At 56.3% G+C, this 23,616-nt stretch carries 32 protein-coding genes; 21 read left to right on the forward strand and 11 right to left on the reverse strand.

What is annotated here, in order from left to right:
• Positions 1-20: 20 nt before the first annotated feature.
• Positions 21-1,592, forward strand: a complete 1,572-nt coding sequence (locus tag soil367_RS02040) for a transposase (RefSeq protein WP_136546435.1) — start codon at positions 21-23, stop codon at positions 1,590-1,592.
• 473 nt (positions 1,593-2,065) lie between these two features.
• Here soil367_RS02040 and soil367_RS02045 read toward each other — a convergent pair whose 3' ends face one another.
• The 3 genes from soil367_RS02045 to soil367_RS02055 form a co-directional block, all read right to left on the reverse strand.
• Positions 2,066-3,046: a transposase gene (locus tag soil367_RS02045; RefSeq protein ID WP_136546437.1), complete on the reverse strand. Its 981-nt coding sequence runs from the start codon at positions 3,044-3,046 to the stop codon at positions 2,066-2,068.
• Between the two features lie 201 nt (positions 3,047-3,247).
• Positions 3,248-3,649, reverse strand: coding sequence for a type II toxin-antitoxin system VapC family toxin (gene vapC / locus soil367_RS02050; RefSeq protein ID WP_136546439.1), 402 nt, complete (start codon positions 3,647-3,649; stop codon positions 3,248-3,250).
• Positions 3,646-3,840 carry a type II toxin-antitoxin system VapB family antitoxin gene (locus soil367_RS02055; protein WP_061334038.1) on the reverse strand — a complete coding sequence of 65 codons (195 nt, stop codon included), beginning with the start codon at positions 3,838-3,840 and terminating at the stop codon, positions 3,646-3,648. Before soil367_RS02055 ends, vapC begins: the two co-directional genes overlap by 4 nt.
• A 150-nt stretch (positions 3,841-3,990) precedes the next feature.
• Between soil367_RS02055 and soil367_RS02060 the strand changes: the two genes are divergently transcribed.
• The 4 genes from soil367_RS02060 to soil367_RS02075 all read left to right on the forward strand — a co-directional run bounded on the left by soil367_RS02060 (position 3,991) and on the right by soil367_RS02075 (position 5,821).
• A complete protein-coding gene (locus tag soil367_RS02060; RefSeq protein WP_136546441.1) occupies positions 3,991-4,305 on the forward strand; it encodes a carboxymuconolactone decarboxylase family protein in 315 nt (104 codons plus the stop codon).
• 241 nt (positions 4,306-4,546) lie between these two features.
• The gene (locus soil367_RS02065) at positions 4,547-5,221 is read left to right on the forward strand and encodes a hypothetical protein (RefSeq protein ID WP_136546443.1); all 675 of its coding nucleotides are present in this window, start codon (positions 4,547-4,549) and stop codon (positions 5,219-5,221) included.
• A gap of 85 nt (positions 5,222-5,306) precedes the next feature.
• Positions 5,307-5,531: an addiction module protein gene (locus tag soil367_RS02070; RefSeq protein WP_136546445.1), complete on the forward strand. Its 225-nt coding sequence runs from the start codon at positions 5,307-5,309 to the stop codon at positions 5,529-5,531.
• On the forward strand, positions 5,528-5,821 hold the full coding sequence (locus tag soil367_RS02075) for a type II toxin-antitoxin system RelE/ParE family toxin (protein ID WP_136546447.1): 294 nt from the start codon (positions 5,528-5,530) through the stop codon (positions 5,819-5,821). Before soil367_RS02070 ends, soil367_RS02075 begins: the two co-directional genes overlap by 4 nt.
• On the opposite strand, the gene soil367_RS02080 is transcribed toward soil367_RS02075, so the two are convergent.
• Both soil367_RS02080 and soil367_RS02085 read right to left on the reverse strand, forming a co-directional pair.
• Positions 5,818-6,201 (reverse strand): CcdB family protein, encoded by a 384-nt coding sequence (locus tag soil367_RS02080; RefSeq protein ID WP_216642756.1) that lies wholly within the window; start codon positions 6,199-6,201, stop codon positions 5,818-5,820. The two genes, soil367_RS02075 and soil367_RS02080, sit on opposite strands and share 4 nt — an antisense overlap.
• Entirely contained in the window at positions 6,201-6,446 is a 246-nt protein-coding gene (locus tag soil367_RS02085) for a type II toxin-antitoxin system CcdA family antitoxin (protein ID WP_136546449.1), read from the reverse strand. The genes soil367_RS02080 and soil367_RS02085 overlap by 1 nt, the downstream gene beginning before the upstream one ends.
• A gap of 183 nt (positions 6,447-6,629) precedes the next feature.
• On the opposite strand from soil367_RS02085, the gene soil367_RS02090 reads away from it, so the two are divergent.
• The gene (locus soil367_RS02090) at positions 6,630-7,370 is read left to right on the forward strand and encodes a sulfite exporter TauE/SafE family protein (protein WP_136546451.1); all 741 of its coding nucleotides are present in this window, start codon (positions 6,630-6,632) and stop codon (positions 7,368-7,370) included.
• Positions 7,371-7,381: 11 nt separating this feature from the next.
• Here soil367_RS02090 and soil367_RS02095 read toward each other — a convergent pair whose 3' ends face one another.
• The gene (locus soil367_RS02095; RefSeq protein ID WP_136546453.1) at positions 7,382-7,636 is read right to left on the reverse strand and encodes a Txe/YoeB family addiction module toxin; all 255 of its coding nucleotides are present in this window, start codon (positions 7,634-7,636) and stop codon (positions 7,382-7,384) included.
• Positions 7,633-7,884 carry a type II toxin-antitoxin system Phd/YefM family antitoxin gene (locus tag soil367_RS02100; protein ID WP_136546455.1) on the reverse strand — a complete coding sequence of 84 codons (252 nt, stop codon included), beginning with the start codon at positions 7,882-7,884 and terminating at the stop codon, positions 7,633-7,635. The genes soil367_RS02095 and soil367_RS02100 overlap by 4 nt, the downstream gene beginning before the upstream one ends.
• A 28-nt stretch (positions 7,885-7,912) precedes the next feature.
• Between soil367_RS02100 and soil367_RS02105 the strand changes: the two genes are divergently transcribed.
• Positions 7,913-8,428, forward strand: a complete 516-nt coding sequence (locus soil367_RS02105; RefSeq protein ID WP_136546457.1) for a hypothetical protein — start codon at positions 7,913-7,915, stop codon at positions 8,426-8,428.
• A 144-nt stretch (positions 8,429-8,572) separates the two neighbouring features.
• On the opposite strand, the gene soil367_RS19165 is transcribed toward soil367_RS02105, so the two are convergent.
• Positions 8,573-8,797: a DUF2798 domain-containing protein gene (locus tag soil367_RS19165; protein WP_425459961.1), complete on the reverse strand. Its 225-nt coding sequence runs from the start codon at positions 8,795-8,797 to the stop codon at positions 8,573-8,575.
• Between the two features lie 58 nt (positions 8,798-8,855).
• Positions 8,856-9,347, reverse strand: a complete 492-nt coding sequence (locus soil367_RS02115) for a DUF2938 domain-containing protein (protein WP_136546459.1) — start codon at positions 9,345-9,347, stop codon at positions 8,856-8,858.
• A gap of 79 nt (positions 9,348-9,426) precedes the next feature.
• Between soil367_RS02115 and soil367_RS02120 the strand changes: the two genes are divergently transcribed.
• The 11 genes from soil367_RS02120 to soil367_RS02175 all read left to right on the forward strand — a co-directional run bounded on the left by soil367_RS02120 (position 9,427) and on the right by soil367_RS02175 (position 18,102).
• Complete coding sequence (locus tag soil367_RS02120; protein ID WP_136546461.1) at positions 9,427-9,885, forward strand: helix-turn-helix domain-containing protein; 459 nt, start codon at positions 9,427-9,429, stop codon at positions 9,883-9,885.
• A gap of 225 nt (positions 9,886-10,110) precedes the next feature.
• Entirely contained in the window at positions 10,111-10,470 is a 360-nt protein-coding gene (locus soil367_RS02130) for a VOC family protein (protein ID WP_136546463.1), read from the forward strand.
• Positions 10,471-10,551: 81 nt separating this feature from the next.
• Positions 10,552-10,869, forward strand: coding sequence for a hypothetical protein (locus soil367_RS02135; RefSeq protein ID WP_136546465.1), 318 nt, complete (start codon positions 10,552-10,554; stop codon positions 10,867-10,869).
• A 302-nt stretch (positions 10,870-11,171) separates the two neighbouring features.
• Positions 11,172-13,748, forward strand: coding sequence for a choice-of-anchor D domain-containing protein (locus soil367_RS02140; protein WP_136546467.1), 2,577 nt, complete (start codon positions 11,172-11,174; stop codon positions 13,746-13,748).
• Between the two features lie 154 nt (positions 13,749-13,902).
• A complete protein-coding gene (locus soil367_RS02145) occupies positions 13,903-14,421 on the forward strand; it encodes an RNA polymerase sigma factor (protein WP_136546469.1) in 519 nt (172 codons plus the stop codon).
• A 46-nt stretch (positions 14,422-14,467) separates the two neighbouring features.
• The gene (locus tag soil367_RS02150) at positions 14,468-14,890 is read left to right on the forward strand and encodes a VOC family protein (RefSeq protein ID WP_136546471.1); all 423 of its coding nucleotides are present in this window, start codon (positions 14,468-14,470) and stop codon (positions 14,888-14,890) included.
• A 29-nt stretch (positions 14,891-14,919) separates the two neighbouring features.
• On the forward strand, positions 14,920-15,432 hold the full coding sequence (locus soil367_RS02155; RefSeq protein ID WP_136546473.1) for a hypothetical protein: 513 nt from the start codon (positions 14,920-14,922) through the stop codon (positions 15,430-15,432).
• A gap of 111 nt (positions 15,433-15,543) precedes the next feature.
• Positions 15,544-16,029 (forward strand): DUF6194 family protein, encoded by a 486-nt coding sequence (locus soil367_RS02160; protein WP_216642757.1) that lies wholly within the window; start codon positions 15,544-15,546, stop codon positions 16,027-16,029.
• Between the two features lie 92 nt (positions 16,030-16,121).
• Positions 16,122-16,472: a hypothetical protein gene (locus soil367_RS02165; protein WP_136546475.1), complete on the forward strand. Its 351-nt coding sequence runs from the start codon at positions 16,122-16,124 to the stop codon at positions 16,470-16,472.
• A gap of 204 nt (positions 16,473-16,676) precedes the next feature.
• Complete coding sequence (locus soil367_RS02170; RefSeq protein WP_136546477.1) at positions 16,677-17,138, forward strand: methyltransferase family protein; 462 nt, start codon at positions 16,677-16,679, stop codon at positions 17,136-17,138.
• Between the two features lie 67 nt (positions 17,139-17,205).
• Positions 17,206-18,102 carry a DMT family transporter gene (locus tag soil367_RS02175; RefSeq protein ID WP_246065471.1) on the forward strand — a complete coding sequence of 299 codons (897 nt, stop codon included), beginning with the start codon at positions 17,206-17,208 and terminating at the stop codon, positions 18,100-18,102.
• On the opposite strand, the gene soil367_RS02180 is transcribed toward soil367_RS02175, so the two are convergent.
• Both soil367_RS02180 and soil367_RS02185 read right to left on the reverse strand, forming a co-directional pair.
• On the reverse strand, positions 18,084-18,770 hold the full coding sequence (locus tag soil367_RS02180; RefSeq protein ID WP_136546479.1) for a response regulator: 687 nt from the start codon (positions 18,768-18,770) through the stop codon (positions 18,084-18,086). The two genes, soil367_RS02175 and soil367_RS02180, sit on opposite strands and share 19 nt — an antisense overlap.
• Positions 18,767-20,389, reverse strand: coding sequence for an ATP-binding protein (locus soil367_RS02185; protein WP_246065473.1), 1,623 nt, complete (start codon positions 20,387-20,389; stop codon positions 18,767-18,769). The genes soil367_RS02180 and soil367_RS02185 overlap by 4 nt, the downstream gene beginning before the upstream one ends.
• Positions 20,390-20,628: 239 nt before the next feature.
• Here soil367_RS02185 and soil367_RS02190 point away from each other — a divergent pair, with 239 nt between their 5' ends.
• The 3 genes from soil367_RS02190 to soil367_RS02200 are packed head-to-tail and all read left to right on the forward strand — an operon-like array spanning position 20,629 to position 23,575.
• On the forward strand, positions 20,629-21,606 hold the full coding sequence (locus soil367_RS02190) for a Bug family tripartite tricarboxylate transporter substrate binding protein (protein ID WP_136546480.1): 978 nt from the start codon (positions 20,629-20,631) through the stop codon (positions 21,604-21,606).
• Positions 21,603-22,049 carry a tripartite tricarboxylate transporter TctB family protein gene (locus soil367_RS02195; RefSeq protein WP_136546483.1) on the forward strand — a complete coding sequence of 149 codons (447 nt, stop codon included), beginning with the start codon at positions 21,603-21,605 and terminating at the stop codon, positions 22,047-22,049. Before soil367_RS02190 ends, soil367_RS02195 begins: the two co-directional genes overlap by 4 nt.
• Positions 22,049-23,575, forward strand: a complete 1,527-nt coding sequence (locus soil367_RS02200) for a tripartite tricarboxylate transporter permease (protein WP_136546485.1) — start codon at positions 22,049-22,051, stop codon at positions 23,573-23,575. The genes soil367_RS02195 and soil367_RS02200 overlap by 1 nt, the downstream gene beginning before the upstream one ends.
• Positions 23,576-23,616: the final 41 nt, after the last annotated feature.

The following is a 23,616-nucleotide window of genomic DNA, read 5'->3' on the forward strand; positions in this document are numbered from 1 at the left end:
CCGACAAGGACCCGTCTCCCATGCCCCGCTTCAAGCACTACAACTACGACCAGGACGCCATGGTCGTGATCAACTACCAGGACCAGCTTCAGCCCGGCACCTTTGAACACGCCGTGCATTACTTGATCGAGCACAAGCTGGACCTGTCGGTTTTCCACCCCAAGTATCGCAATGACGACACGGGACGACTGGCTTATGACCCGGCGATACTGCTGAAGATCATCCTGTTCGCCTACTCCAAAGGCATCACTTCCAGCCGTGAAATGCAGTGGTGCTGTGAGACCAACATCATCTTCAAAGCGCTTTCCTGCGATACGGTGCCTCACTTCACCACGCTGGCGAAGTTCGTCAGTAGTCACTCCGGCGAGATCGAAGAACTGTTCGAACAGGTGCTGTTGGTGTGCCATGAGCAAGGCTTGCTGGGCAACGAGCTCTTTGCCATCGACGGCTGCAAAATGTCTTCCAACGCCGCCAAGGAATGGTCTGGCACGTTCAAGGAGCTAGGCGAGAAGCGGGAGAAGTTGCGACGGCTGATCCGCCATCATCTGATCGAACACAATAGACGTGACGAGGCAGAGACCGAAGCCGAACTGGACCGGGCCATTCGCCGGGCGAAGACGCTCCTCTCGCTGGATGAATCCCTGAAAAAAGTAGATCGCTTCCTAAAGACGAACCGCCCAAGGATGGGCCGGGGGAAGCGGAGCAAGGAAGTGAAGAGCAACCTCACCGATAATGAAAGCGCCAAGATGACGACCAGCAAAGGCACCATCCAGGGCTATAACGGCGTCGCCACGGTGGACAAGAAACATCAGATCATCATCGATGCTCAAGCCTTTGGCGAAGGCCAGGAACACCACACACTGCAGCCCGTTCTAGAGAAGGTCGAAGCGCGCTATAAGAAGCTGGGCATCGCCAGGAATATTTACCAACAAGGCGCTGTCGTCACCGCCGACACCGGCTTTGCCAATGAAGCGAACATGCAGTATCTGCATCAACGGCAGATCAACGGTTATGTGCCAGACAACCGGTTCCGCAGCCGAGACCCGAAGTTCGCACAGCAGAAAGACAAGTACGGGAAGCGCCACCAAAGTCCCGTCCCATCAGACTGGAAAAGTGTAATCCCGGCCAGTGAGTTCCAGTTCGACCCGGTGACCATGACCTGCATCTGCCCAGCGGGAGAAGCCTTGCGCTATGAGGGCACCAGGACCGACCAGAACGGCCAGGCTCGTGCTCACTTCCACGGGCGTTTACTCCAGTGCCGGCATTGCCCAAAGAAACAGCAGTGCATGCAGAATCCGGAGTCTGCAGATCACCGCAAAGGCAAGGGCCGGCAGGTCTCCTATACGATGGAGTTGAAACGCGGGCCTACGTACACCGATTGGATGAAACTCCGCGTCGATAGCCAGCAAGGCAAGGGGATCTATAGCCACCGCATGTCAGTGGTAGAACCTGTGTTCGGCAACATCGGTACGAACAAGGGACTGAACCGCTTCAGTTTGCGAGGCAAGCAGAAGGTGCAAGGCCAATGGCAACTATACTGCCTGGTACACAACATCGAGAAGTTGGCGAACTACGGACAGTTGGCGGCGTAAAGAGGGCGGAAAGAGGTCCCTGGAAGGGGCTCGCCGGGCACTGGTGAGGCCCGGACGCGAAAGATAATCGGCTGAGTCCGAGATTAGGCGGAAAAGCCAACGCGAAGGCCTGACTCCAACTAAATAGGACACCCAACCCAAAAAAACTCAACAACACAACTAAACAGGACACCCAATCCTAGACAACTAAATAGGACACCCAACCCAAAAAAACTCAACAATATTGCTCTCTGCCAATTCGCGAACTAAACAGCGGGAAACTAAACAGGACACCCAACCCTGTAAAACTTAAAAATAGTGCTCTCTGCCAATTCGCAGCGCGTTAGCCTGGCTCAGATCGGCTATTTGGCGCCGTCTTAGCACTAGGGCAGGGTACAGATGGCGGAATCAGTATATTTGAGCGGGATTTGGCGGGATGGTAGTGACAGGAAAGGCCGGGCAGTGCCGGTTTTTTACTTGAAGGAGCTGAGCGTCTAGCCGAAGAGCGCTTTACACCGCGAGACGCCACTATTGCGTCGGTAACCCAGTTGCCGGCAGGCGGCCTTTACGGCATAGGCGGTGCCCACCAGCCCCTTGAAGCGGCTTTCAAAGTGCAGGCTCATCGAGAGCCAGTGTTTCGGTTCGATTGCCAGCCGTTCCAGGATCGGCGGCAGGTCCTGAGCAACCGCACCGCGCTTATCGTCCCGAACTTGTCTTCCCGTCCAGTCGACAAGTTCCAGATAGTCGTCCAACCGGAACGGCAGGCCTTTGGGCATCTCTTCCCGTGGGTTCCCTGCGAAGGGCAGCAATTGAACCGGTTGGCTTCCCGTCGCTGTGTTGCGCTGTAGAATGCGCTGGCGAATGGAGGTGAATTCGCTGGCCTCTGGGGTGTCTGCCATGCCGGCCCTTACCGGATTCAAGTCAACATAGGCCAAGCAGGCCGCCAGCGCCTTCTCGTCCAGCAGTGCCTGGCATTTGAAGCGACCTTCCCAGAATCTGCCGGTGCAGTTGTCCTCCTGGTTGGCCTGGCGGGCGATGACTTCGTTCAGGCAGCGCATGTACCAGCTGATGTCCTGCAGTCGGCCGCGCCAAACCTCCACCTGTTGATGCAGCGCGCTGAGCTCTGCCCGTCCCATCGCGTCGCCCCGACAGTAGCGCTGGCTCAAAAACGAGCCAGTGAAAAGCCCGTGCCAGTGGTCGATCACCTGGTCCAGCGACCAACTCTCGGCCAGTGCCTGGTCCACATGTAAAACTACGTGTACATGATTGCTCATCACCGCATAGGCACAGACGTCGATAGCAAAGCTGTCGGTAAGTTTGAGGATGCGCGCTTCAATCCAGCCACGGCGATGTGAAAAGTCCCGACCGCTCAAGGGATCGCGGCCACAGAGGAAGGCTCGGCGGACACAACGGGAAACGCAGTGATAGTAGGGCGTGGCACTGAGGGCCACCTGGGTTTTGCGGGGTTTGGGCACGACGCAGCTCCATCTGCAACTAGCTGTATATAAAAACAGTATTCGAGCCAGACGTCAAGAGCTACAGTTTGGTTGGAGTTAGGTGTCCGGGTTGGTTCGCGGGTTGGTTCGGGTTGGTTCGGGTTGGTTGGCACTGCTCATCACGGCCCTCCACCGGATGCCCTTTTCGCTGCGCTACAAGGGCACCGCTGAACAAAAGCGTTATGTTTCTTTCAGAGCAGGCTCGAGCCCAAGGAGCTCAACAAAAGGAACAAAGTCGCGATCCAAAAACAGTAAAGGTAGCTCCATCTCTATGCAGAAGGTTGCGATGATCACATCAGCAGTTTTTCTGATCGTGATGCCCCTTTTTCGAAGCGCTCGGTAGTTGTCGGCGCATTTGGCTGCCATGTCTTTGCCAAACATCTCATACTGCTCAAGCGCCAGCAGGCTTTGTTTGGTCTGGCGATATTGTTTGTCGTTGCGGATGCCTTGCAGAATTTCCAAAAATATGAGGTCGCCTATAGCGACAGACCCTTGGGCTATCGAGGCATCCAACAGATCAGTATGTGGGTTAGTGGCTCCGTTGAAATAGTCGATCCAGACGCTGGTATCCACCAGTATCATCGGGCGCTCCGCATTTCATCCAGGTCGCCTTCCCACTTGATTTTGCCCCGCAACTTTCGAATCTCTTGCTGCTTGCTCAGTTGGACCAGAAGTTTCAGGCCTTGCTCAACGGCTTCTTTTTTGGTTTCGTAGCCGGAGGCTTTGAGGGCTTCGGCCATCAACTGATCGTCAATGACAATGTTCGTTCTCATGGTGCACCTATGTGTATGGTTTCCAGTTTCTATACACAATCTAGCACTTCAGGGAAAACATAACAATCGGCTGCACAGCGACCGATTTTCCGCCGCTACGCGGCTCCAAACCGGCGCGTGAGCCGGGCGTTAGGCCCAAAGGAAGTATCTATGACCGTTTCAAAAGCTTTTGCCTTATTCATACAAGAAGCCCCGACTCATGCGGAGGCGTGGATGCAAGTCGCTAAATCACTTGATGCCGCCAGCGCACTCGACAAAAAGACCGAAGAGTTAGCATACATCGCTATTCTCGCAGCTACAGGCAATAACTCAGGCATTCCATTTCATGTGCTTTCAGCAAAGTCACATGGTGCAACGAGACAGGAAGTAATGAGTGCTGTTCTTGTTGGCTTGCCTGCAGTTGGTGCAGTTGTCATTGGTGCAATCCCTGCTGCGGTGGAGGCTTATGATGGGCAAAACGAATAAGTCCTGGCACGAGCAAAATCGTATGCCGAAGAATGCAACGCTTCAGCAGCGTATTGCATGGCACTTGGCTCATACTGAGGCTTGTGGTTGCCGTCCAGTTCCGCCATCCATACTCAAACTTCTTCCTAAGGATGATGAGCAGAGTATTGGAGCCTAACAAGTCACCGCACGGGATCATGGACTTCTCCGCCGCTCCGCGGCTACAAACTGGCCCGTGAGTTCCGGCGTTACGTGAGAAAACATGGATAGATTTGAACAATATTCTCGCTTAGGCGGAGATGACAGATTCAGGTGGATCACTGAAAGAAATCTCGATACCTTTGAAACACTTGATCCAAAGTTCAAGAAAATGAGAGCGGAGATGCATTCATTTCTCTCTGAGTGTGAAAATCCAGAAGATCCTCCTACTGAGTACCACTTTAAGCACCTAGAGCTTGACTCTATCGAGGAAGAGAGGGATCAGTCATGTATTGTTGCTGTGGTTTTTACAGCTATGTATTTTGAAGCATTCATATATGATTATGCCGCTTCTTGCCTTGGAGATAAGTACTCAAAAGATCATCTAGACAAACTAGATTTTGTTTCTAAATGGCTAGTTATACCAAAGCTGATCACAGGAAAGGAAATATCTAAATCTGGGCAAGCTTATGAAGCACTAAAGCGGCTCAATAAAGATCGAAATTCGTTAGTCCACCTTAAGTCTAGAGAAATGAGTTTCAATGCTGAAGAAATGGCCAGCTATTTAGAGCGCAGAGAAACTGATATTCAAGAATCGGTAAAGAACTGCAGAAAGGCATTAAAATATGTGCTCAAGGAGCTTTTAGAAATTGATCCTGATCACCCTAAAGTAATGTTAGCCAGTGAATCACGTAACAAGTCAAAGCACGCGGACGCAGCAAACTGCGCCGGTGTTTGAAGCTTTAAAACTGAAAAGCCAAGTCGTGGCACCTGGTGCCCATCCGTGTCAAACTTAAGTGATACGTGAATGAGAGGTTTTGCCCATGAATCTCCAGAAAATTGAAGACGAGGCGCTGCACCTTCCCAAAGAGGAGCGAGCTCAATTGATCCAGCGACTGGTATTGAGTCTGGAGTCTCCTTCAGAAGAAGAGCTTAGATCCGATTGGTTGCTTGAGGCCCGGCGCAGGGGCGAAGAGATCGACAATGGTACAGTGCAGGCTGTGTCTGGCGAGGAGGTCATGAGAAAGGCTAGAGCACTGATTAAATGAACTATTCTTTTCACCCGGCAGCGGAAGCCGAGTTCCTGGAATCAGTTGGTTATTACGAATCAAAAGTTCCGGGATTGGGTGGTGCCTTCATAGAGGAATTTGAGGCCCTGGCCAATTTAGTTGGCGAGTCACCGAAAGCTTGGCAGGTCGAGTTGCCACCAGACATTCGTAGAGCCCCCCTTCACAGATTTCCCCTGTCTATCGTTTACCGAGAGAGGACTGATGGTTTCCAGATTCTGGCTGTTGCCCATGACCGGCGGCGTCCGCAGTACTGGCTGGGCAGGCTTTAACAATCGGCTGCACAGCGACCGATTTTCCGCCGCTCCAAACCGGCGTGTGAGCAAGGCGTCAAATGCCGCTGATAGCCAACCAAGTCCAAAGCTCCGACAATCTGATCTCTGAAACGTGAGAGGGAGCCAATAGGGCTCTTGAGATGTTTTTCAGGCACGGCGGAAATTTGCGGAGTCAAAAGCAATAGCGCCTGATCGGCAAAGCTGATTTCCGGCGTGAGCCCTTGCATGGCTTCGCCACCGAAGGCAGAACGTTTGCCCAACGGAATAACAATACGCGTTGCCAAATCGCTCAGAAGGCTGCTTTGAATATCGACAAGGTAAGGGTAGTGAGCCTTGCTGACTTTGCTGGGGTTGGGGTACACATCGAACTGTGCCATCAGAACTCTCTGAATTCGTCGCCGAAGCATCCATGTTGCTCGACGAAATCGTTGTAACTTTTTATCGCAGCGCGATTATCTTCGACCCATTGTGCGGCTTCGCGTTTCGAAAGCTCTTCTTTCAGCGCTCGTTCCAGGGTGGCAGACGAATTAATGTTCAGTTCCCGGGTTTTACGTAGCAGATCGCTATTGATTGAGAGGTTCGTTGCTTTTTTGGGGGTGGCTGAATTATAGAGTTCGGCCATGAGGCCCTCCAGGAAGATGCGGAATTCACAGCTTGATCTTATGCGCATGAACATGAGCATGTAACCCTTTAACCCTTTAACCCTTTAACCCTTTAACCCTTTAACCAGTGGCTGTTGTCGGACGCGCCTGCTCAAAGTCGGATTTCCCTACAGCCTCGTTAGGCTTGTTACCGCGGAAGTAGTATGAATCTCGAAGACGCCATTCTCACTGTATTCATTCTAATGGCAGCTTTGCTCTATTCGTCGGTGGGGCACGGTGGTGCATCGGGTTATCTTGCGGCCATGGCGCTCCTTGGAATTGCTCCTGATGTCATGCGACCTACAGCATTGGCTTTGAATATACTGGTATCCGCAGTAGCGACAGTGAAATATCTTCGAGTCGGTGCGTTCTCCTGGCATTTGTTCTGGCCTTTTGCCCTTGCATCTATGCCCTTTGCCTATCTCGGCGGCGCACTTACCTTGCCTGGGCATGTCTATAAGCCGTTGGTGGGCGTGGTTCTTATTTATGCAGCATGGCGGTCGTTTTATTCAGCGCACCGAATATCCGACCTGGTGGGTCATCGTCCCCATCTTTCGATATTATTGGTAGCCGGTGCCTGTCTCGGCTTCCTTTCCGGTTTAACGGGTGTTGGAGGTGGAATATTTTTAAGTCCCCTGCTGCTGCTTTTCCGGTGGGCTAGCGTCAAAGTAATATCCGGAATAGCCGCTGCTTTCATACTAGTGAATTCTATTGCAGGCTTTTTAGGGGTCATAACCTCTTCCCCGGCGTTGCCTACGGCGCTGCCATACTGGGCAGTAGCGGCGGTGCTCGGGGGTTTTGTTGGCGCTGAATTCGGAAGTAAGCGGTTGGGTAATCCAACAATCCAGAAACTGTTGGCGGTAGTGCTCGTTGTCGCGGGTGCAAAAATGATAGCGACAGCCTGATCACTGTTAGATCAGTACTGATACCGGAGCTGGGCGATAAGCAACGCGTCATCCGTGACTTTGTAAACTATTCGCTGTTCGTCGTTGATCCGGCGAGCCCAGTACCCGGCGAGGCTGTGTTTGAGGGGCTCGGGTTTGCCAACACCTTCGAACGGTTCGCGCTTGGTCTCTTTGATCAGCTTGTTGATTCGATTAACAAGCTTTTTGTCGGTTTTCTGCCAGTACAGATAGTCCTCCCAGGCATGCTCAGAGAAGATGAGTTTCACTCAAGAAGTTCCTTTTCTTGGCCACCGCCTTGCTCCAGCTCGGCAACGGCTTCCAGCAGACGCCGGGCGTTTTTCGGCGCGCGCAGGAGGTATGCGGTTTCTTGCAGCGCCTCGTAGTCCTCCAGGGAGATCATCACCACGGACGGCGACTTGCTCCGGGTGATGATCACGGGGGAATGGTCTTCACAGACCTGCTCCATGGTTTTTGCCAGATTGGTTCTAGCGGCTGTGTAGCTAATGGCATCCATAAGGCTGATCCTGTACAGAATATTGTCCATGGACAGAATGCCGTACAACAAAGGATTTGACAATCGGCTGCACTTCGCGGTTAAAAGAACTACCGTAAAACTTCGCCTCAGCTTCAAAATTCAGGTCAATATTCAGGGAAGTACCTTGCCGATTGAACCGTCTGATTTTGCTCACAACGAAGCCTGGCTGCTTTTCCAGTTGAACGAGGCACCGGTCATGACCGAGGCCGATGGTGATTTCAACGCGATGGCTATCATGGAAGTGGCAACGGGGATGATTTTTGGCATGGAGCTCGTTCAAGTAAGGGTGCCCGGTTTGCCGGAATTCCTGTCCCGGAAATTATTGGCCGATGCTGAAGCTCAATCTGGCTCAAGACCGCAAAAACTATTCGTCGCTTCTGAGTACGAAGCTGATGACCTAATCAGAGTTGCTAAGGTGATGGGCATTGCAGTTGAGCGAGTCCCCGCCAAAGATCTATCCGGCATCACACAAGAAGCAAGGGAAGGTTTCGCAGCCCATGTTTCGCGCGTCAGGATTCAATAACTCTAACCAAGTGTTCCAGTTCGTTTCGGCCTATACGGGCTCCCACCGGAGGGCCTTTACTTTGCTGCGCTGCGCAAAGGCCACCGTCGATCTGATTCCGAAGCGGCCCGTTACGCGGGAGATCCTGATCCATCAACTCGTAGATTAAGCAGTTACTCTGCTGACCATTCGCCGTACCCAGGGTGCCACTATTGCAACCGTCGGAAAGGCTACCGGCCATGTTGATATACAGCTTCTGAACCACTGTGCAGCAAATTCGGAATCCACCCCCTGTGACATCGCGAGAACGAAGGCCGAGACGATGCAGACCATGATGGCCGATAGAAAAGCACTAAAAAGGATTGGTGCAAAACGAGCGGGAATTCGCATTTAACTCTCCTGAGTGTGGTTGGCCTAGGTAAAGCAATGACGTTGGTAGGGCTGAGTCTCACATCAAGTGAATGAGGTGTATCGCTTGGCCTGTTGCATAGATGCCGAGACCAAAAACCGTATGTGTAATGAGACTCTGCAATCGAGCAGAAGCGGGACGTGGTGTTCGGGAGGCAGCGATGCCAGCGCCCATACCCGGCTGCATCAAGAGGAAGGGAGCTGCCACGGAGCCAATGCCGATGGCAAGCGGGGGACCAATCGTTGGGTGCCGAACCCATGCGAGTCCACAGATACCGATCAGCAAGGCGGCGAAAGCGATACCTATCAGGTAATGAGCTGTCCACCCGATGATATGTTCGCCATGCACCGGCGCAGACGCCGCGATGGAGGTATGGCGGAAACGTCCGTGAGCCATATGGCCGATCCAGCGGCCGACGAGGGCATAGTTTGGGCGCGCGATGCCGAGCAACGGTTTGCGGGCGAATCCCCACAAGTCCATCACCGCAGTGGCGCCAATCCCAATGAATAAAGTGATGAGTAAATAGTTCATGTTGCTCGCCTGTGTTTATCTTGATTCGTACATAGTGTCAGCGTACAACTTCAAGTCGACTTGAGGTCAAGAGGTTGCTATGGATATTGCTGAGGTCGCAAAACGTTCGGGTGTCCCGGCCTCGACGCTGCGCTTCTATGAGGAAAAGGAGTTGATCACCTCTGTTGGAAGACGGGGACTGCGCCGACTCTTCAGTACCGATGTGTTGGAGCGGTTGGCGCTGATCGCGCTAGGGCGTTCAGCTGGCTTTTCATTGAACGAAATCGCCCGAATGTTGGGGACTGATGGGCGCCCCCAGATAGACCGACAACTATTGGCGGACAAGGCAGAGGAACTCGATAGCTCTATTCGAAAGCTGGCTGCGATGCGTGATGGTCTTCGGCACGCGTCCGTGTGCTCGGCTTCAAGCCATCTGGAATGCCCAACGTTCCGCCGTCTACTGGGGTTAGCAGCCTCTGGTGTTATTAGTGGACACGACAAGAAACAGTCGTCGAAAAAACTGCGGCCCAACAAGACGCTGCAGCGCACAAGGCGTTGATAAAAATGTTAATTTAGTAGTGGAATCGAAGCTCAGCGATAAGCAAAGCGTCATCCGTGGCCTTGTAAACCAATCGGTTCTTCGTTAATCCGCCGAGAGCAGTAACTGGCGAGGCTGTGTTTGAGAGGTTCTGGTTTGCCAACAGTGCCCGCAGGGCGCCCGTTCGATTATTTCTTGGTTACCATCTCTAGGTTGGCGCAAAGCTTTTGCATCACGGAGGACGCTGTGAAAGAAACCGGTAAGATCAATTATGTTGAAATACCTTCCAGGGATCTGGAGGCTACGAAGAGGTTCTTTGGAGATGCCTTTGGCTGGTCGTTTGTTGACTACGGCTCCGAGTATGTGGCGATTGGGAACGCTGGGCTTGATGGTGGTTTTTTCAAGTCAGACAAGGTGGCCACGACAGACCATGGAAGTGTGCTGATTGTCCTTTTCAGCACCGACCTGGAGGCTACTCTTGAGAAGGTAAAGTTGTCTGGCGGCAAGATCGTCAAGGGTATTTTTACTTTCCCGGGTGGTCGCCGCTTTCATTTCAGTGGTCCGGATGGCAATGAATATGCCGTCTGGTCAGAGCCAAACGCATGACAACGCAGGCGCGGCGACGGCTTCGCCTCGATGCCAGTAATTGGTATGCCAAGGCACTAGATAGCGCAGGGAAATGGTGGCGTGACCAAGCAACTTATTTTATGGACGTGTTTTTCGGCCATCCTTGTCACGGCCTCCTTGTTTTTGCCGACAACAGTTTCTGGTAGAGCTGAGATGGCGAAAGTACCACACGGCCTTCCTTTTTCGTTTGTGTGGCAGAGCGTCGAGAAGCTAGATCCACCTTCATTTCCGCGCTCCTACACTGTCATGCTTCCACAGGAGTATCCAACGTGGGTATCCCTTCGTCATTTCATGCTGAACATCGGACTGGTCGGGAGCACTGGGTTCATTGTCTTCTGGATTACTGGCCGCAGGAAAACAGCAAATGTTGGCAAATGAGCCAAAAGCTCTGACTATGCCAGTTACGGCGGAGCATGAGACAGAGCAGTTCTGCTTACCAAGGCCATTCAACCGGACGGCCCTGTTGGTCTGCCGCTTCAGTTTCAACCCTTAAACCTTCGTGCGAGAAACTACCGGTTTAATTACTGGCTTATAGGCGAGCCCGGCTCTCACCTCCTCAAAAATAAATTCCAACCCCGCGAATCCTTTTCCGTTTTTGCATCCTCTTAGAGAGGAGTACCCGAAGGGTTGTGCCGTATCGGCCCCGTAGAGGTCTTACAAAAACAAACCAAGGAATTGTCATGGAACGCCTTTTGTCACGTCACCCCGGATGGGGGATGGAAGTACTTCTGCTTGTGCTCTGCTGGATGCTCAGTACGTGGGCCGTCGCGCTGGAATCCGGGCAGGAGGTCGTGCTTCCGCCGCCGGGTGAGCAGAACTACACCTGCTCGGTGCCTCTGGTAGGTGATCAGGCCGCCTCTGTGGAGCTTACTTTCGACGAACTGGTCCCCATTGATAACGGATTGTCTGGACAGATCGCGATTGGCGGTGTCCTTACGCTCTCTGAAGACACCCGCACAGTACTGCAGTTGGTGGGAGCGGACACACTCGAGGGCACGGCCAGCTTGTCGATGTTATCCATACAGGGAGCAATCAGGACTCGCCTCAGCGTCCCTTTGACCCTGTCGAGAGTCACAGGAGTGGACGAGGGGGCCGGGCCGATCATCACAGACCTGTCGGGTTATTTACCGGAGCTGACCGTTGAACATTCAGGGATGCCCGTTGAACTTGTGTTCGGGGATGCGATGACGCTGGCGCTGACGGCGAAAAACGACCAGGGTCAGCTGGCGTCGGAGCCATTGGGCGAATTTGTCGTCCCCTGTATCGAAACGGTAGCGCCCGGGGAACCGACACCACCGCCACCGCCCGCCGGTGCCTTTCGGGTCGAGCCGCGCAGTCTCGATTTCGGTTCGCTTGCGGTTGGAGAGCAGGCCAGGGCATCGGTAGTGCTCACCAATACTGAGCAATTCGCGACAGCGCTGCCCTACATCAACATACCGAACGGCTCACCGTTCATACCCGTAAGTCACTGTCCAGCTCAGCTTCAACCGGGAGAGAGCTGTTCGCTAGATGTTTTCTTCAATCCCTTCCAGGAGCAACAGCGCGAAGAAACGCTGGCTTTCAGGTCAGGCACTACGGACGTGAAAGTTCAGTTAGCGGGTCAGGCCATGAACAGGCAGGAATCGGCCTATGCTTACTCGCGCACCGATCACTACGAGTGCAGTGTCTTCCTTTTTGACACCGATGTGAGGATGACCGCGTCTATCGCAGAGCCGCAAGGTGCAGATGCAGGCAATGATGGGCCGCTTGCGTTTGCTGGTCAGGTTCAGCTTCAGGGGACGTTCCTGGGGGCGCTTGGGGATGTGCTGGATGCAGCCTCCCTGCAGGGAAGCGGGCAGATGCAGTTCGAGACGGAGGTTGGCGCGTTCGCTACAGTTTTCGAGATTCCCCCGACGCCGTTATTCGAAGGCATGCCGACGTTAAACATCACCCATAGCGACTCAATCGCCGCGGAGCATTTCCAGCAGGGACTCCGGCTTAACAGGGGCACGGTACGGATGGATCTCAGCCTCCTCAAGGCTGACGGAACGCCAGCAGTCCCGGCTTATGAGTCTTTTGAAGTCAGTTGTGAAGCCTCAGATTATTTCTTTCAGGATGGGCCGGTAAGGCTGAAGCCGCAGCGAATGGATTTTGGCTATGTGCTGGTGGGTGAGCAGGCCGTCCGAACGGTTGTGCTCGAAAGTCGCTTCCCCGACATTGATGTGTTGGGCATCACTGTTTCTGGCCCGGATGAGGGGAAATTCAGCCACGTGGAACAGTGTGACCCGACGGTGTCCGAGTCGAGGCTTTGCGCCATCGACGTGATCTATGAACCTGGGGTGCCTGGCACGGACGAGGCTGTGCTCCGGGTAACCGTTGCGCCTGAGGATTCCTCTGATCCGACAGCATACGAAATCCCAATGACCGGTATCGGCGTAAGGTCTCTGGCCCCTGAGCTTGTGACGAACCCGGAAGTCATCGATTTCGGTGCTGTGGAACCAGGGGCCTCCGCCGAGCAGCGCTTTACGGTGTCCAATAGCGGAGATGTGGCCACGGCCATTCGCGATGTCGCCCTAGAAGGCGCCGGCGCCAGCAGCTTCCAGCAGAGCCATCGCTGTTTTGTCCTTGGTGCGGGCGAGCACTGCGAAGTGAAGGTCACGGTGACGGCTACCGAGTCGGGTTTTGAGGAAGCCTATGTGCGGATCGTGCCTGAGCACCTGGACGCTAAATCTATCCGAGTCCCTTTACGCGCCGAGCTCCAGAGCGAGCAATGCGTGCCTGTCGGGTTTGGTGTGACCGGTTCCTCTGACCTTAACGGGCCGGTTGAGCTGGACGGCGCGCTGTATGCCACCCGTGACTGCGAGCAACAGCGTTTCTCGGGTCTGTTGGAACTGGCGCCGACCCGGGCCACGGTCCCGGTACTGGGGCTGATCTGGTCGGGATGGTCAGGCACGGCGCATCTTGAGTTTGAGGCGGTTGGAAAGGCCACCGGCGCCCTGGCAGAAGATGGCAGTCTGGCAACGGCTGAGAGCCGCTTCCATATTCGCGTACCGCGCATTACCGCAAGCGTGTTCGGGCGAAACAGAGTGATCGGTGGCGGGAGCCGTTGCCGTACAGTTGAACCCGTCACACTCAGTCTTTCCGGTACCGGGCAAGAACTAACCGGGCAGCTTGCGGTTGGCCGCTTCGAGAACTGCGGCCTTACAACGGGTTTGCTGAACCGGTATCTGTCCGGCTCGTCGGGTGAAACACGGTTGACGCTGTCGTCGGCTGACTAGCTTTCTGGGCCGGCTGGCTAACGCTATGGGAAGCGGGGCGGTACCGCCTGGATTGAGTGCAGTCCCGACAAAGTTGGGCTGCAAACTGTGCGGTTGTCGCCCGCCTGAACTCGATCCTCGTGCTACCGTCCACTGACTGACCGAGGAGTCCGGAATGAGGATCGCAGAGACTGACCTACCCCTGCTTGAGGCCGCGCACGGCGGCGATCAGGCATCCCTGGCGCAGTTACTTCAATTGTGCCAGCCGGATGTCCGCCGCTACGCGCAGCGTCAGTGCAAGATCACGGATATTGATGACGCCGTGCAGGAGGTATTGCTGATCGTCGCCCGCCGTCTCGAGTCTCTCCGTGTTCTGGCGGCGTTCTCCAGTTGGTTGTTCAAGACCGTGCAGCGGGAATGCCGGCGCCTGGGCCGCAAGGCCCTCAGTTTTGATCCGTTTGAAGAAGAGCAACTGGAAAACTGGCTGGGGCGTTTCTCCAATGATGAACTGACCGTGGAGCTGGCGCGCGCCCTCGAAGCGCTACCCGACCATCACCGGGAGATGATCCTGCTGCGCGACTTTCACGGCTGGACAATGGCGGAAATTGCCGGGCAGCTCGGCGTAACCAAAGCGGCAGCGAAAAGTCGCCTGCACCGCGCACGCGAGGCGATCCGGTCACTGCTGATGGGCTGAAGCGGCGCTAATCCATCCAGCGCGAAACCGGACCTAGGACGAAACCATGAAACCCAGAGTCAGCATGATCACGCTGGGCGTGACAGACCTGCAGCGTTCCATCGCCTTCTACGAAGCAGGGCTTGGCCTCCCGCGCATGGATTCTCCCCCCGAAGTGGCGTTTTTCACTTTGAACGGCACATGGCTGGGCTTGTACGGTCGTGATGATCTGGCAAAGGATGCAGGCGTAGACGGCGCTTCAAGCGGTTTCGCAGGCTTCAGTCTGGCGCATAATGTGAGTTCTGAGCACGAAGTAGACCAGATCATGGCCCAGGCAGCGGCGGCGGGCGCGCGTACCACCAAAGCGGCCCGAAAGACGGATTGGGGCGGCTACGCGGGCTATTTTTCTGACCCTGACGGTTACCTCTGGGAGATTGCTCATAATCCGTTTTTCTGGGTCGGGCCGCCTGATGAGCCGGTGGGCCTGTAGAATAACAACAGCAAACAGGGAAGATGTTCATGTCTGTTATTAAAGGAATAGTGGTCGATCTGGAGATTGGCCTGCAGGGCACTGACGACCATATTTATATTGGTGTGGTTGGGACCGGCGGCGGGCGAGAGTTCTCGCTGGCGTCTGAGAATTTTGATGACTTTGAAGCTAATTCCGAGACGACCTACGCGTTCGGCAACGTCTGGGAAGGTCAGGCCATATCCGGGCCCGATGTCCGAAATCCGAAGAACTCCATTGGTGGCAACACGCCGCTAAGACGCTATCCCATCGAGCTGGATGACGTCACCCAGGTATACATCAGGAAGGGCGGAACCAGACGCGGGGACGGCGATGACGAGTGCGATGTGAACTCGGTGGTTGTCCGGCTATATGGAGAGCCCGATGAGCGGCGTCGGTTCGTGGTTCCCTACCGAGAGTTCTTAGCAGGTCCGCCTGTCATGGTCATGTCGAACGAATCCGGACACCAGTACTGGTTGGTCGAAGAGAACACAGAGCCATTCTCAGTTAGATCCTCAGGCTGATATTGGCTTCAAGAGGGCCCGCGGAGCAAAGCCGCCAACCGGTTTAGTGTAGCCTTGCTAATGAATAGCTAAGGCGTAGGGCGACAATTGATTCAGAAGGTTGGCGTTCTGATGCTGGAAACCAAAATGCGGCAGGAAGATGTGTCGGCGTGCGTGCTCAAGCGATATCCGGGGTTGGCTCTGGTAGAAGCCTGGGGCGAGCAGTCGCTGTTCTATAACCCCGACGGGCTGCTTCCACGAGGCGTGTACTTTGCGACACTCAAAGATAAGGATGGCAACAACGACAAAGGGTCGATGCTCCATCGCGACGGGGTGTTCCGGTTCAATTTTGGCGTAAGCCAGCCATCATTCGAAAAAGCCCTCGGCAAGAAACCCGCCAGACCTCGCGCCGGTAAAACGGTAGACACAGGTCACGACTTCACCCGACTGAATACGCTCCTGCCGCACCCGGTCTACGCATGGATGTGCTGGGTCTGTATCCTCAATCCTGACACGATCACCTTCCGGGCTTTATTGCCGTTACTGGACGAGTCCTTTGAGCTGGCGGTTAAAAAGTACTCCCGGCGGCTCAGGTCGAAAGCGGAACAGAATCATTAAAACGGCTCACCCATTGCGACTGGCGCCAGACCGGGACAGGTGATCATAATGCGGCCCAGGTTAGCTGCGGTCGCGAGAATTAAGGACGTTCGATGAAATTTTTACTGGTGCTGATTCTCATATTGCTCACAGGATGCGCCTCGCGCACGCCAGACCCGTCGCCCAATGCCATCTTCGGAAAACCGCCCCACCTGTGGTCGGGTCAGAAAATGCTGACACAGTCTCCGGAGGCCTGCGCACGCAAAGGCGTTGAGGTCCTGAAGTCGCTGTCTTTTATTGGCGTAGTCAAGAATGGCAATTACGTTTACGGCACACTTCTGGCTAACCGGGCTGCGGTAAAGTGCATACCCAACGGTAGCGATACGTTTGTTTACGCGGCAGTCGCTGGGCCTGACGTGAAGCAGGTCGAGCGTTTACGCAATGAGATCGTCTGGCGCTTGTGAGCATAGGTTGGCCCGCCTTCAGCAACAGGTCTCTGACAAGGTTTACTCAGCAAAGTGTTTTCAACAAGGCGTTCTCAACAAGGTTTCTCAGCAAGGTGTTCTCAACAAGGGATTCGCAACAAGCTATTCGCGGCAGAACGACAGGCCTCTGCACAACGGCCTGCTTGTCATGTACTGGCAGATGAGTGATGGAGGAAAAATAGAGTGAGCGCGCTCGACCTTAAAGTGCCACCCGTTGCACTGGTTGGCATAATCGCCGCCGGTATGTGGGTTACGTCTGAAATTTTCTCAGACCTGTCTTTTGCGGTCCCCGGTGCAACCTGGTGGTCAAGCGGCATCGCAGCGGCTGGCTTCTGGATTGCAATCCTTGGCGTGCTGCGCTTCAGAGCCGCCGGCACGACCGTGGACCCAAGGGTACCCGACCAGTCGGCGAGTCTGGTGGTCAGTGGCATCTACAGGTACAGCCGAAATCCCATGTACCTGGGGTTCCTGCTGGTCTTGTGTGCGTGGGGCCTGTTCCTGGGCAACGCCCTGGCTTTGGCGGGTCTTCCTATGTTCGTGCTGTACATGAATCGCTTCCAGATCGATCCCGAAGAGCGCTTTATGCAAGAGAAGTTTGGTGATCAATACACAAGGTATCGAGCTGGGGTGCGCCGGTGGATTTGACAGCCGTGGGGTCGGGAACGGTCAAGGGTGCGCGGACCCGAAGCGCTTTCGGAGCAGGCAAGTGAGCGTGGCACAGCAGTCCGCCGGCCGTGGTTGGCCCGGAGGTTCGGTACTGGTGGCGTTGGCCGCGCTTTGCTGGGGCGTGTCGGGCGGCATTGGGGCGGTTCTGATGGCTGATGGTTGGGGCGCTTTTGTGGTGGCCTTTTACCGCGGTGGCATCGGGCTGCTGTTCGTATTGATCTGGCTGGCGTTGCGCCCGGGCAACAGTGGCCTGTCAAACCGCCGCCTGTGGTTCTGGTCGGTGCTGGCCGGCCTCGGTGTCGCCGGCAACTTCTCGTTCTACTTTATGAGCATGGCGGAGGGCAGTGTCGCGGTTGCGGCAACCTTAATGTACTGCGCCCCGGTATTCGTTTACCTGGTGTCATTCCTGTTCAGGCTGGAACGCGCCACCCCCGTGAAGTGGGCCGCGATTGTTATGGTGATGGTTGGGGTCGTGCTGCTGACGCGCATCTACGATATAGGCGCCGGTGCTGTGACCCCCCTTGGTGTAGGCGCAGGGCTGCTGGCTGGCCTGTCCTACGCGGTATTCATTTTTGGTTTCAAGTATGCAGCTCGATACGGCAGCCCCCAGGCGATTCTCGGGGTAGCGTTCGCGACACTGTGCGCGGTGCTTGTCTGGCTGGTTGACGCCAGCCAGATTCTGTCAGTGTTGAGTGCGCCGGAGTGGCCGCTGTTCGCAGTGCTTGGCGTGCTTGGCGGGGGTATTTCGTTCGTTCTCTATATCATCGGTCTGAACCATACCGCGCCAGCTGTGGCCTCCATTGTGGCGATGGTCGAGCCGGTGACCGCTTCGCTGTTCGGCTTTGTGGCTTTGAATCAGGCGCTTGTCGGCATCCAGCTTGTCGGCATGGGGCTTATTCTGGTCACGGTTACGGCACTGAGTGTCTATTCGAGCCGCCGATAGCGACGCTCGGGCCGACCGACGCTGCCATAGCTGACCTCTGCGGTAATTTCTCCGGCACTGACCAGGTGTTCCAGGTAGCGACGGGCGGTTGTACGTGAGGCGCCAATCTCGGTACCAACGGCTTCCGCGCTCCAGTCGGCTTCGCTCTGCATGACGGACCGGATCTTGTCGAGTGTCAGGGCGTCGATCCCTTTGGGTAACCGTGATGAGGCTTCCAAAGCAGGTTCTGGCTGGCCTCTGGGTAACAGGGCATCCACTTCTCTCTGGGCGACTCGCTCAATGCCAGCCAGGGCGTTGAGGTGCTGTCTGTAGCGTTCAAGCGCTTCGGCCAGGCGTTCGAAAACCAGCGGTTTGAGGATGTAATCGAAAACGCCGCCCCGCAACGCACTGCGCAGGGTTTCTACTTCTTTGGCGGCCGTGATCAGGATAACGTCGCTGGCGCTATTGGCGGCGCGCAGCTCCCGCAGGAGGTCGAGGCCGTTGCCATCCGGAAAGTACACGTCCAACAGAATCAGGTCCGGCGCCAGGATGCCAATCTGCTCCCGCGCATCCGCCAGGGTATGGGCGATTCCGACCAGTTCCAGGTTGTCGAGGCGCTCGAGGAAGCGGCGCTGTATCTCGGCAATCTGACGGTCGTCCTCAACAATTATCACTCGCAGTGCGGTCAAGGTGCCTCCGGCGTCTGGCTGGCCTGCTTGGCCAGGTAAAGTGTAAACCGGCTGCCGCCGCCCTGCAGCGACTCAATCGTCACCGACCCACCCCAACGATCGACAAAGCGTTTGACCAGGTAGAGGCCGATGCCGTGGTCGCCGCCGGCCTTGCTGCTGACACCCCGCTGGAATATAAGCTCGGACTGCTCCGGCGGGACCCCCGGGCCCTGGTCTTCTACTTCGAAGATCAGGTCACGGCCCAGGTCTGTCATGCTCAGGCTGACCCGGCCGCCTTCCCCTTTCTCCTGGCGCGTGGCCTCCAGGGCGTTGTCAATCAGATTGCCCAGCACGCTGACCAGCTGGTCCCGTGGGAGGGTATCAGGCAGATCAGTCATCTGGCTGTCGGGGTCGATTTCGAGGCGAAGGCCCATTTCGCGGGCCCGGTTGTACTTGCCTAGCAGACACCCGGCCAGCACCGGGTCGGGTACCGCTTCCAGGAGCAGATGGATAAGTGCCTGATGGTCGCTCGCTTCACTGCCGATAAGCGCCAATGCGCGGTCATGGGCGCCTATCTGGATCAATCCGGCGATGGTGTGCAGCTTGTTCGAGTATTCATGGGTCTGGCTGCGCAATGTGTCCGCGTACTGCTGTATGCGGGTGAGCTTGCGGCTGACCTGGTCGAGTTCGTCGCGCAGTCGGAAACTGGCGACGACGCCGGTAATTTCTCCGCTCTGGCGCACGGGCAGCCGGTTGACGATCATCTGGCGGCCCCGCAGCCAGACTTCCTGGTCAAAGGCGGGTTCGCCACTGGCCAGCGTTGCCAATAGATTATTCTCCGGCAGAATTTCGGAAATGTGCTGTCCGGAAAGGGCCGTGTCCGGTGAGAGCCCGAGTGTTTCTGTAGCGGTGCGGTTGAAAGTGGTGATGATCCCGTCGCGGTTGATGGCAATGATGCCTTCCCGGACAGATTGCAGGGTGGCATCCCGCTCCTGGAACAGGGTAGCGATCTGCTCGGGCTCCAGGCCAAAGATAGCGCGCTTGAAGCGCGCGGAGATAATGATGGCCGCGAAAACGCTGGCCAGCAGCATCAGGCCGACTACGGTATAGAGCACGAGATTGTAGCGTTGGATTGTGCCCAGTACCTGATCCAGCGAATAGCCCACCGAAACAATGCCGATGATCTCACCGGTGCCGGGTACGATAATAGGCGCCTTGCCCCGCATGGAAAGCCCCAGGCTGCCTTTTGCTACAGCCACATAGCCCCGACCTTCCACCAGGGCAATCAAACCCTTGTCGTCATCATCTTCCGCCATGGAACGGCCGATACGGGCGGGGTCGGGGTGCGCCAGCCGCATGCCGTTCTGATCACCGATGACGATAAAGAGCGCCTCATTGGTGGCCGCGAGGCGTCCGCTCAAAGCCATCAACGCGTCGCTGTCGCGATCCTGAACCCCCTCTATCACGTCCGGCACGGTTGCCACGGTCTTGGCGACCATCAGCGCGCGCTGGCCGATCTCATCGTAGAGCGATTCGCTCAGGTAGTACCCGGCAAAGCCACCGATCAGGCCGGTCTGCAGGGCCCCGACCAGACCCAGCGCCAGGATCATTCGGGTTTTGAGTTTCAGTTTACGCAGCACGGTAGGGCATCAGATCCAATAAGGTTGTTATGTTTGTGTTCGCAGCGTACTGCACCCGGCGGTTCATTGCCGTGAACTATATGAACAAAAAGCCCGTAAAGGCCTTTAAAGGCAATACGGCCACAAGCTTCTGTCGTAGCTGATCAATCTTTAGCCTCTGATTATGCCGCTACATGCGGCCATGCCTGGCGAGTGACCTCACCACAGGCTGTTACAAAAACAATCCAGAGGTGACAACGATGCTTATCAAACGATGCCTGTCCGTCGTGGCCCTTGCCACGTTCAGCCTTTCTGCCCTGGCCTGGCAGCCTTCCGGAAAAGTAGAGTGTATCGCCCCGTCTGATCCGGGCGGCGGCTGGGACTTCACCTGTCGCAGTGCCGGCAACGTAATGCAGGAACTGGAGCTGGTGCCGGGCACCGTCCAGACCATCAACATGGCGGGAGCCGGCGGTGGCGTGGCCTTTGCCCATACCGTCAGCAAGCGCCGCGACGACAGTAAAGTGCTGGTTGCGGCGTCTACGGCCACAACCACTCGCCTGGCCCAGCGCCAGTTTCCGGGTATGACCGCGGACATGGTCGAGTGGGTGGGCGCCCTGGGTGCCGACTACGGCATCATTGCCGTGGGCAAGAACTCGAAATACAAAACCCTCAATGACCTGATGGATGCGGTCAAAGCCGACCCGCGCTCAGTGAAGTTTGCCGGCGGCAGTGCCCGCGGCGGCTGGGACCATCTCAAGGTGCTCATTACCGCTGACGCCGCCGGCGCAGACGAGCTGCCATCCGTGCCCTATCTCTCCTACAACAACGGTGGCGAGGCCCTGACCCAGGTGGTCGGCGGTCAGGTTGACGCTTTTACCGGCGACATCTCCGAGGCAACCGGGTTTATGGAATCCGGGGATCTACGGGTGCTCGCGGTGCTAGCGGACGAGCGCCTGCCCGGCAAGTTTGAGCACATCCCCACAGCGGTTGAGCAGGGCATCGACTCGGTCGGGCCCAACTGGCGCGGTTTCTATATGCCCAAGGGCGCGTCCGATGAAGCCAAGCAGTATTGGACCGATGCGATCGATACGCTCTACGCCAGCGAACAGTGGAAGAAGGTCATGACCCGCAACGGGCTCATTCCCTTTCATCCGCCTGCAGGAAAGTTCGATGCGTTCGTCAGTCAGCAGGTGGAGGAAATCGAGGCGATTTCACGTGAGATAGGGCTGCTGAAATGACCTGCCTCGGCGACAGAATACTCGGTATCGGTCTGTTGGTGCTGGCGGTCGCGTACGGCTGGGCTGCGCAGCAGTGGCCTGAGCCCTTTGGCGGGGCAGAGGCAGTCGGACCGGAGACGTTCCCTACCATCCTGGCGGTGGTACTGGCGGTTTCCAGTCTCTACCTGATCGTCAAACCGGACCCGGACACGGACTGGCCTTGGGGACGCACCGCGGGGGAGCTACTACTGGCGGTCGGCATCCTGGTGCTGTACGCACTGCTGATGGAGAGCCTGGGCTTCGCTATCGCAACAACGGGCGCGGTTGGGGCTCTCTGCTGGCGCATGGGCGCCCGGCCGCAGATGGCTCTGCTGGTCGGCCTGATCAGCGCGGTCGTGGTGTTTGTGACATTCAACTACGGTTTGTCGTTGGCTTTGCCTGCCGGTCTGCTGGAGATTGAGTAATGGAAACCCTCCAGTTCCTCATGGATGGTTTTGCCGTGGCCCTGGCTCCGCAGAACCTGATGTTTGCCCTGTTCGGTGCTTTTATCGGCACCTTGATCGGCGCGCTGCCGGGCCTTGGTCCCGCCAATGGCGTTGCGATCCTGATTCCCCTGGCGTTTACCCTGGGGTTGCCGCCCGAAACCGCCATGATCCTGCTGACGTCGGTCTACGCCGGTGCCATGTATGGCGGCCGGATCTCCTCAATTCTGCTGAACATACCCGGTGATGAACCGGCGATGATGACCTGCCTGGACGGCTATCCCATGGCCCAGCAGGGCCGGGCCGCCGAGGCCCTGGCGGTTTCCGCGCTGGCCTCGTTTGCCGGCGGTCTGATCGGCACCATCGGCCTGATCCTGCTGGCGCCGGTGCTGGCTCGGTTTGCGCTGACTTTCGGGCCGGCGGAATACTTCGCACTGTTCGTGCTGGCGTTTGCCACGCTCGGTGGGATCACGGGCAAGAACCCCATGAAAACCGTCGTCGCCGCTGCCCTTGGCATCATGATCGCAACCGTGGGAATCGACATCTCTACGGGGACCCAGCGCTATACCTTCGGCGTGCTGGAACTCTTTGAAGGCATCGATTTCATCCTGGCCATCGTCGGGCTGTTCGCCATATCCGAGCTGCTGTTCTTCATCGAGCAGCGGGCCGGTGCCGGCCGCGAGATGATCAAGGTCGGCAAGTTGAAACTCCGGCCTAAAGAACTGTTGGCGGCCGTGCCGACCATGTTCCGTGGCGGGATTCTGGGCTTTATTGCCGGTGTGCTGCCCGGGGCCGGGGCATCCCTGGGAAGCTTCATCAGCTACACCCTGGAAAAGCGCATCCTGGGCAAGAAGGGGCGCTTCGGTGAAGGCGATATTCGTGGTGTGGCTGCGCCGGAAGCCGGCAATAACGGTGCCTCTTCGGGGGCGCTGGTGCCTATGCTGACCCTGGGCGTCCCCGGTAGCGGAACCACTGCGGTACTGCTGGCCATGCTGATCTCGCTGAATATCACGCCGGGCCCGCTGATGTTCACCCAGAACGCTGACATCGTCTGGGGTGTTATTGCCGCGCTGCTGATCGGAAACGTACTGCTGCTGGTGCTGAATATTCCGCTGATCGGTTTCTTTGTAAAGCTGTTGTCGGTACCGCCGATGTACCTGCTGCCCATCGTCACCATGGTCGCGTTCGTTGGTATCTACTCCATCAGCCACAGTGCCTTCGATCTCTATTTCATGGTTGCCTTTGGCGTGGCCGGTTACTTCCTGCGCAAGCTGGAGATTCCGCTGGTGCCCATCATCCTGGGCATGTTGCTGGGGCCAGAGATGGAGAAAAACCTGGGCCATGCCCTTGTTTTGTCGGACGGCGAATGGTCAACGCTCTGGTCATCGCCATTGGCCCTGGGCCTATGGGTCGTAGCCGGCGTTGGGCTGTTGCTGCCCTATATCATCGGGCCCATCCTGCGCCATCGGATGCAACGGTCGATGAAATCGGATCCGGTCAGCGACTGAGCTGGCCATAAGGTTTCGCCCGGCATCTATCACGGGCGTTT

This window comes from Hydrocarboniclastica marina, assembly GCF_004851605.1.
GTDB lineage: Bacteria > Pseudomonadota > Gammaproteobacteria > Pseudomonadales > Oleiphilaceae > Hydrocarboniclastica > Hydrocarboniclastica marina.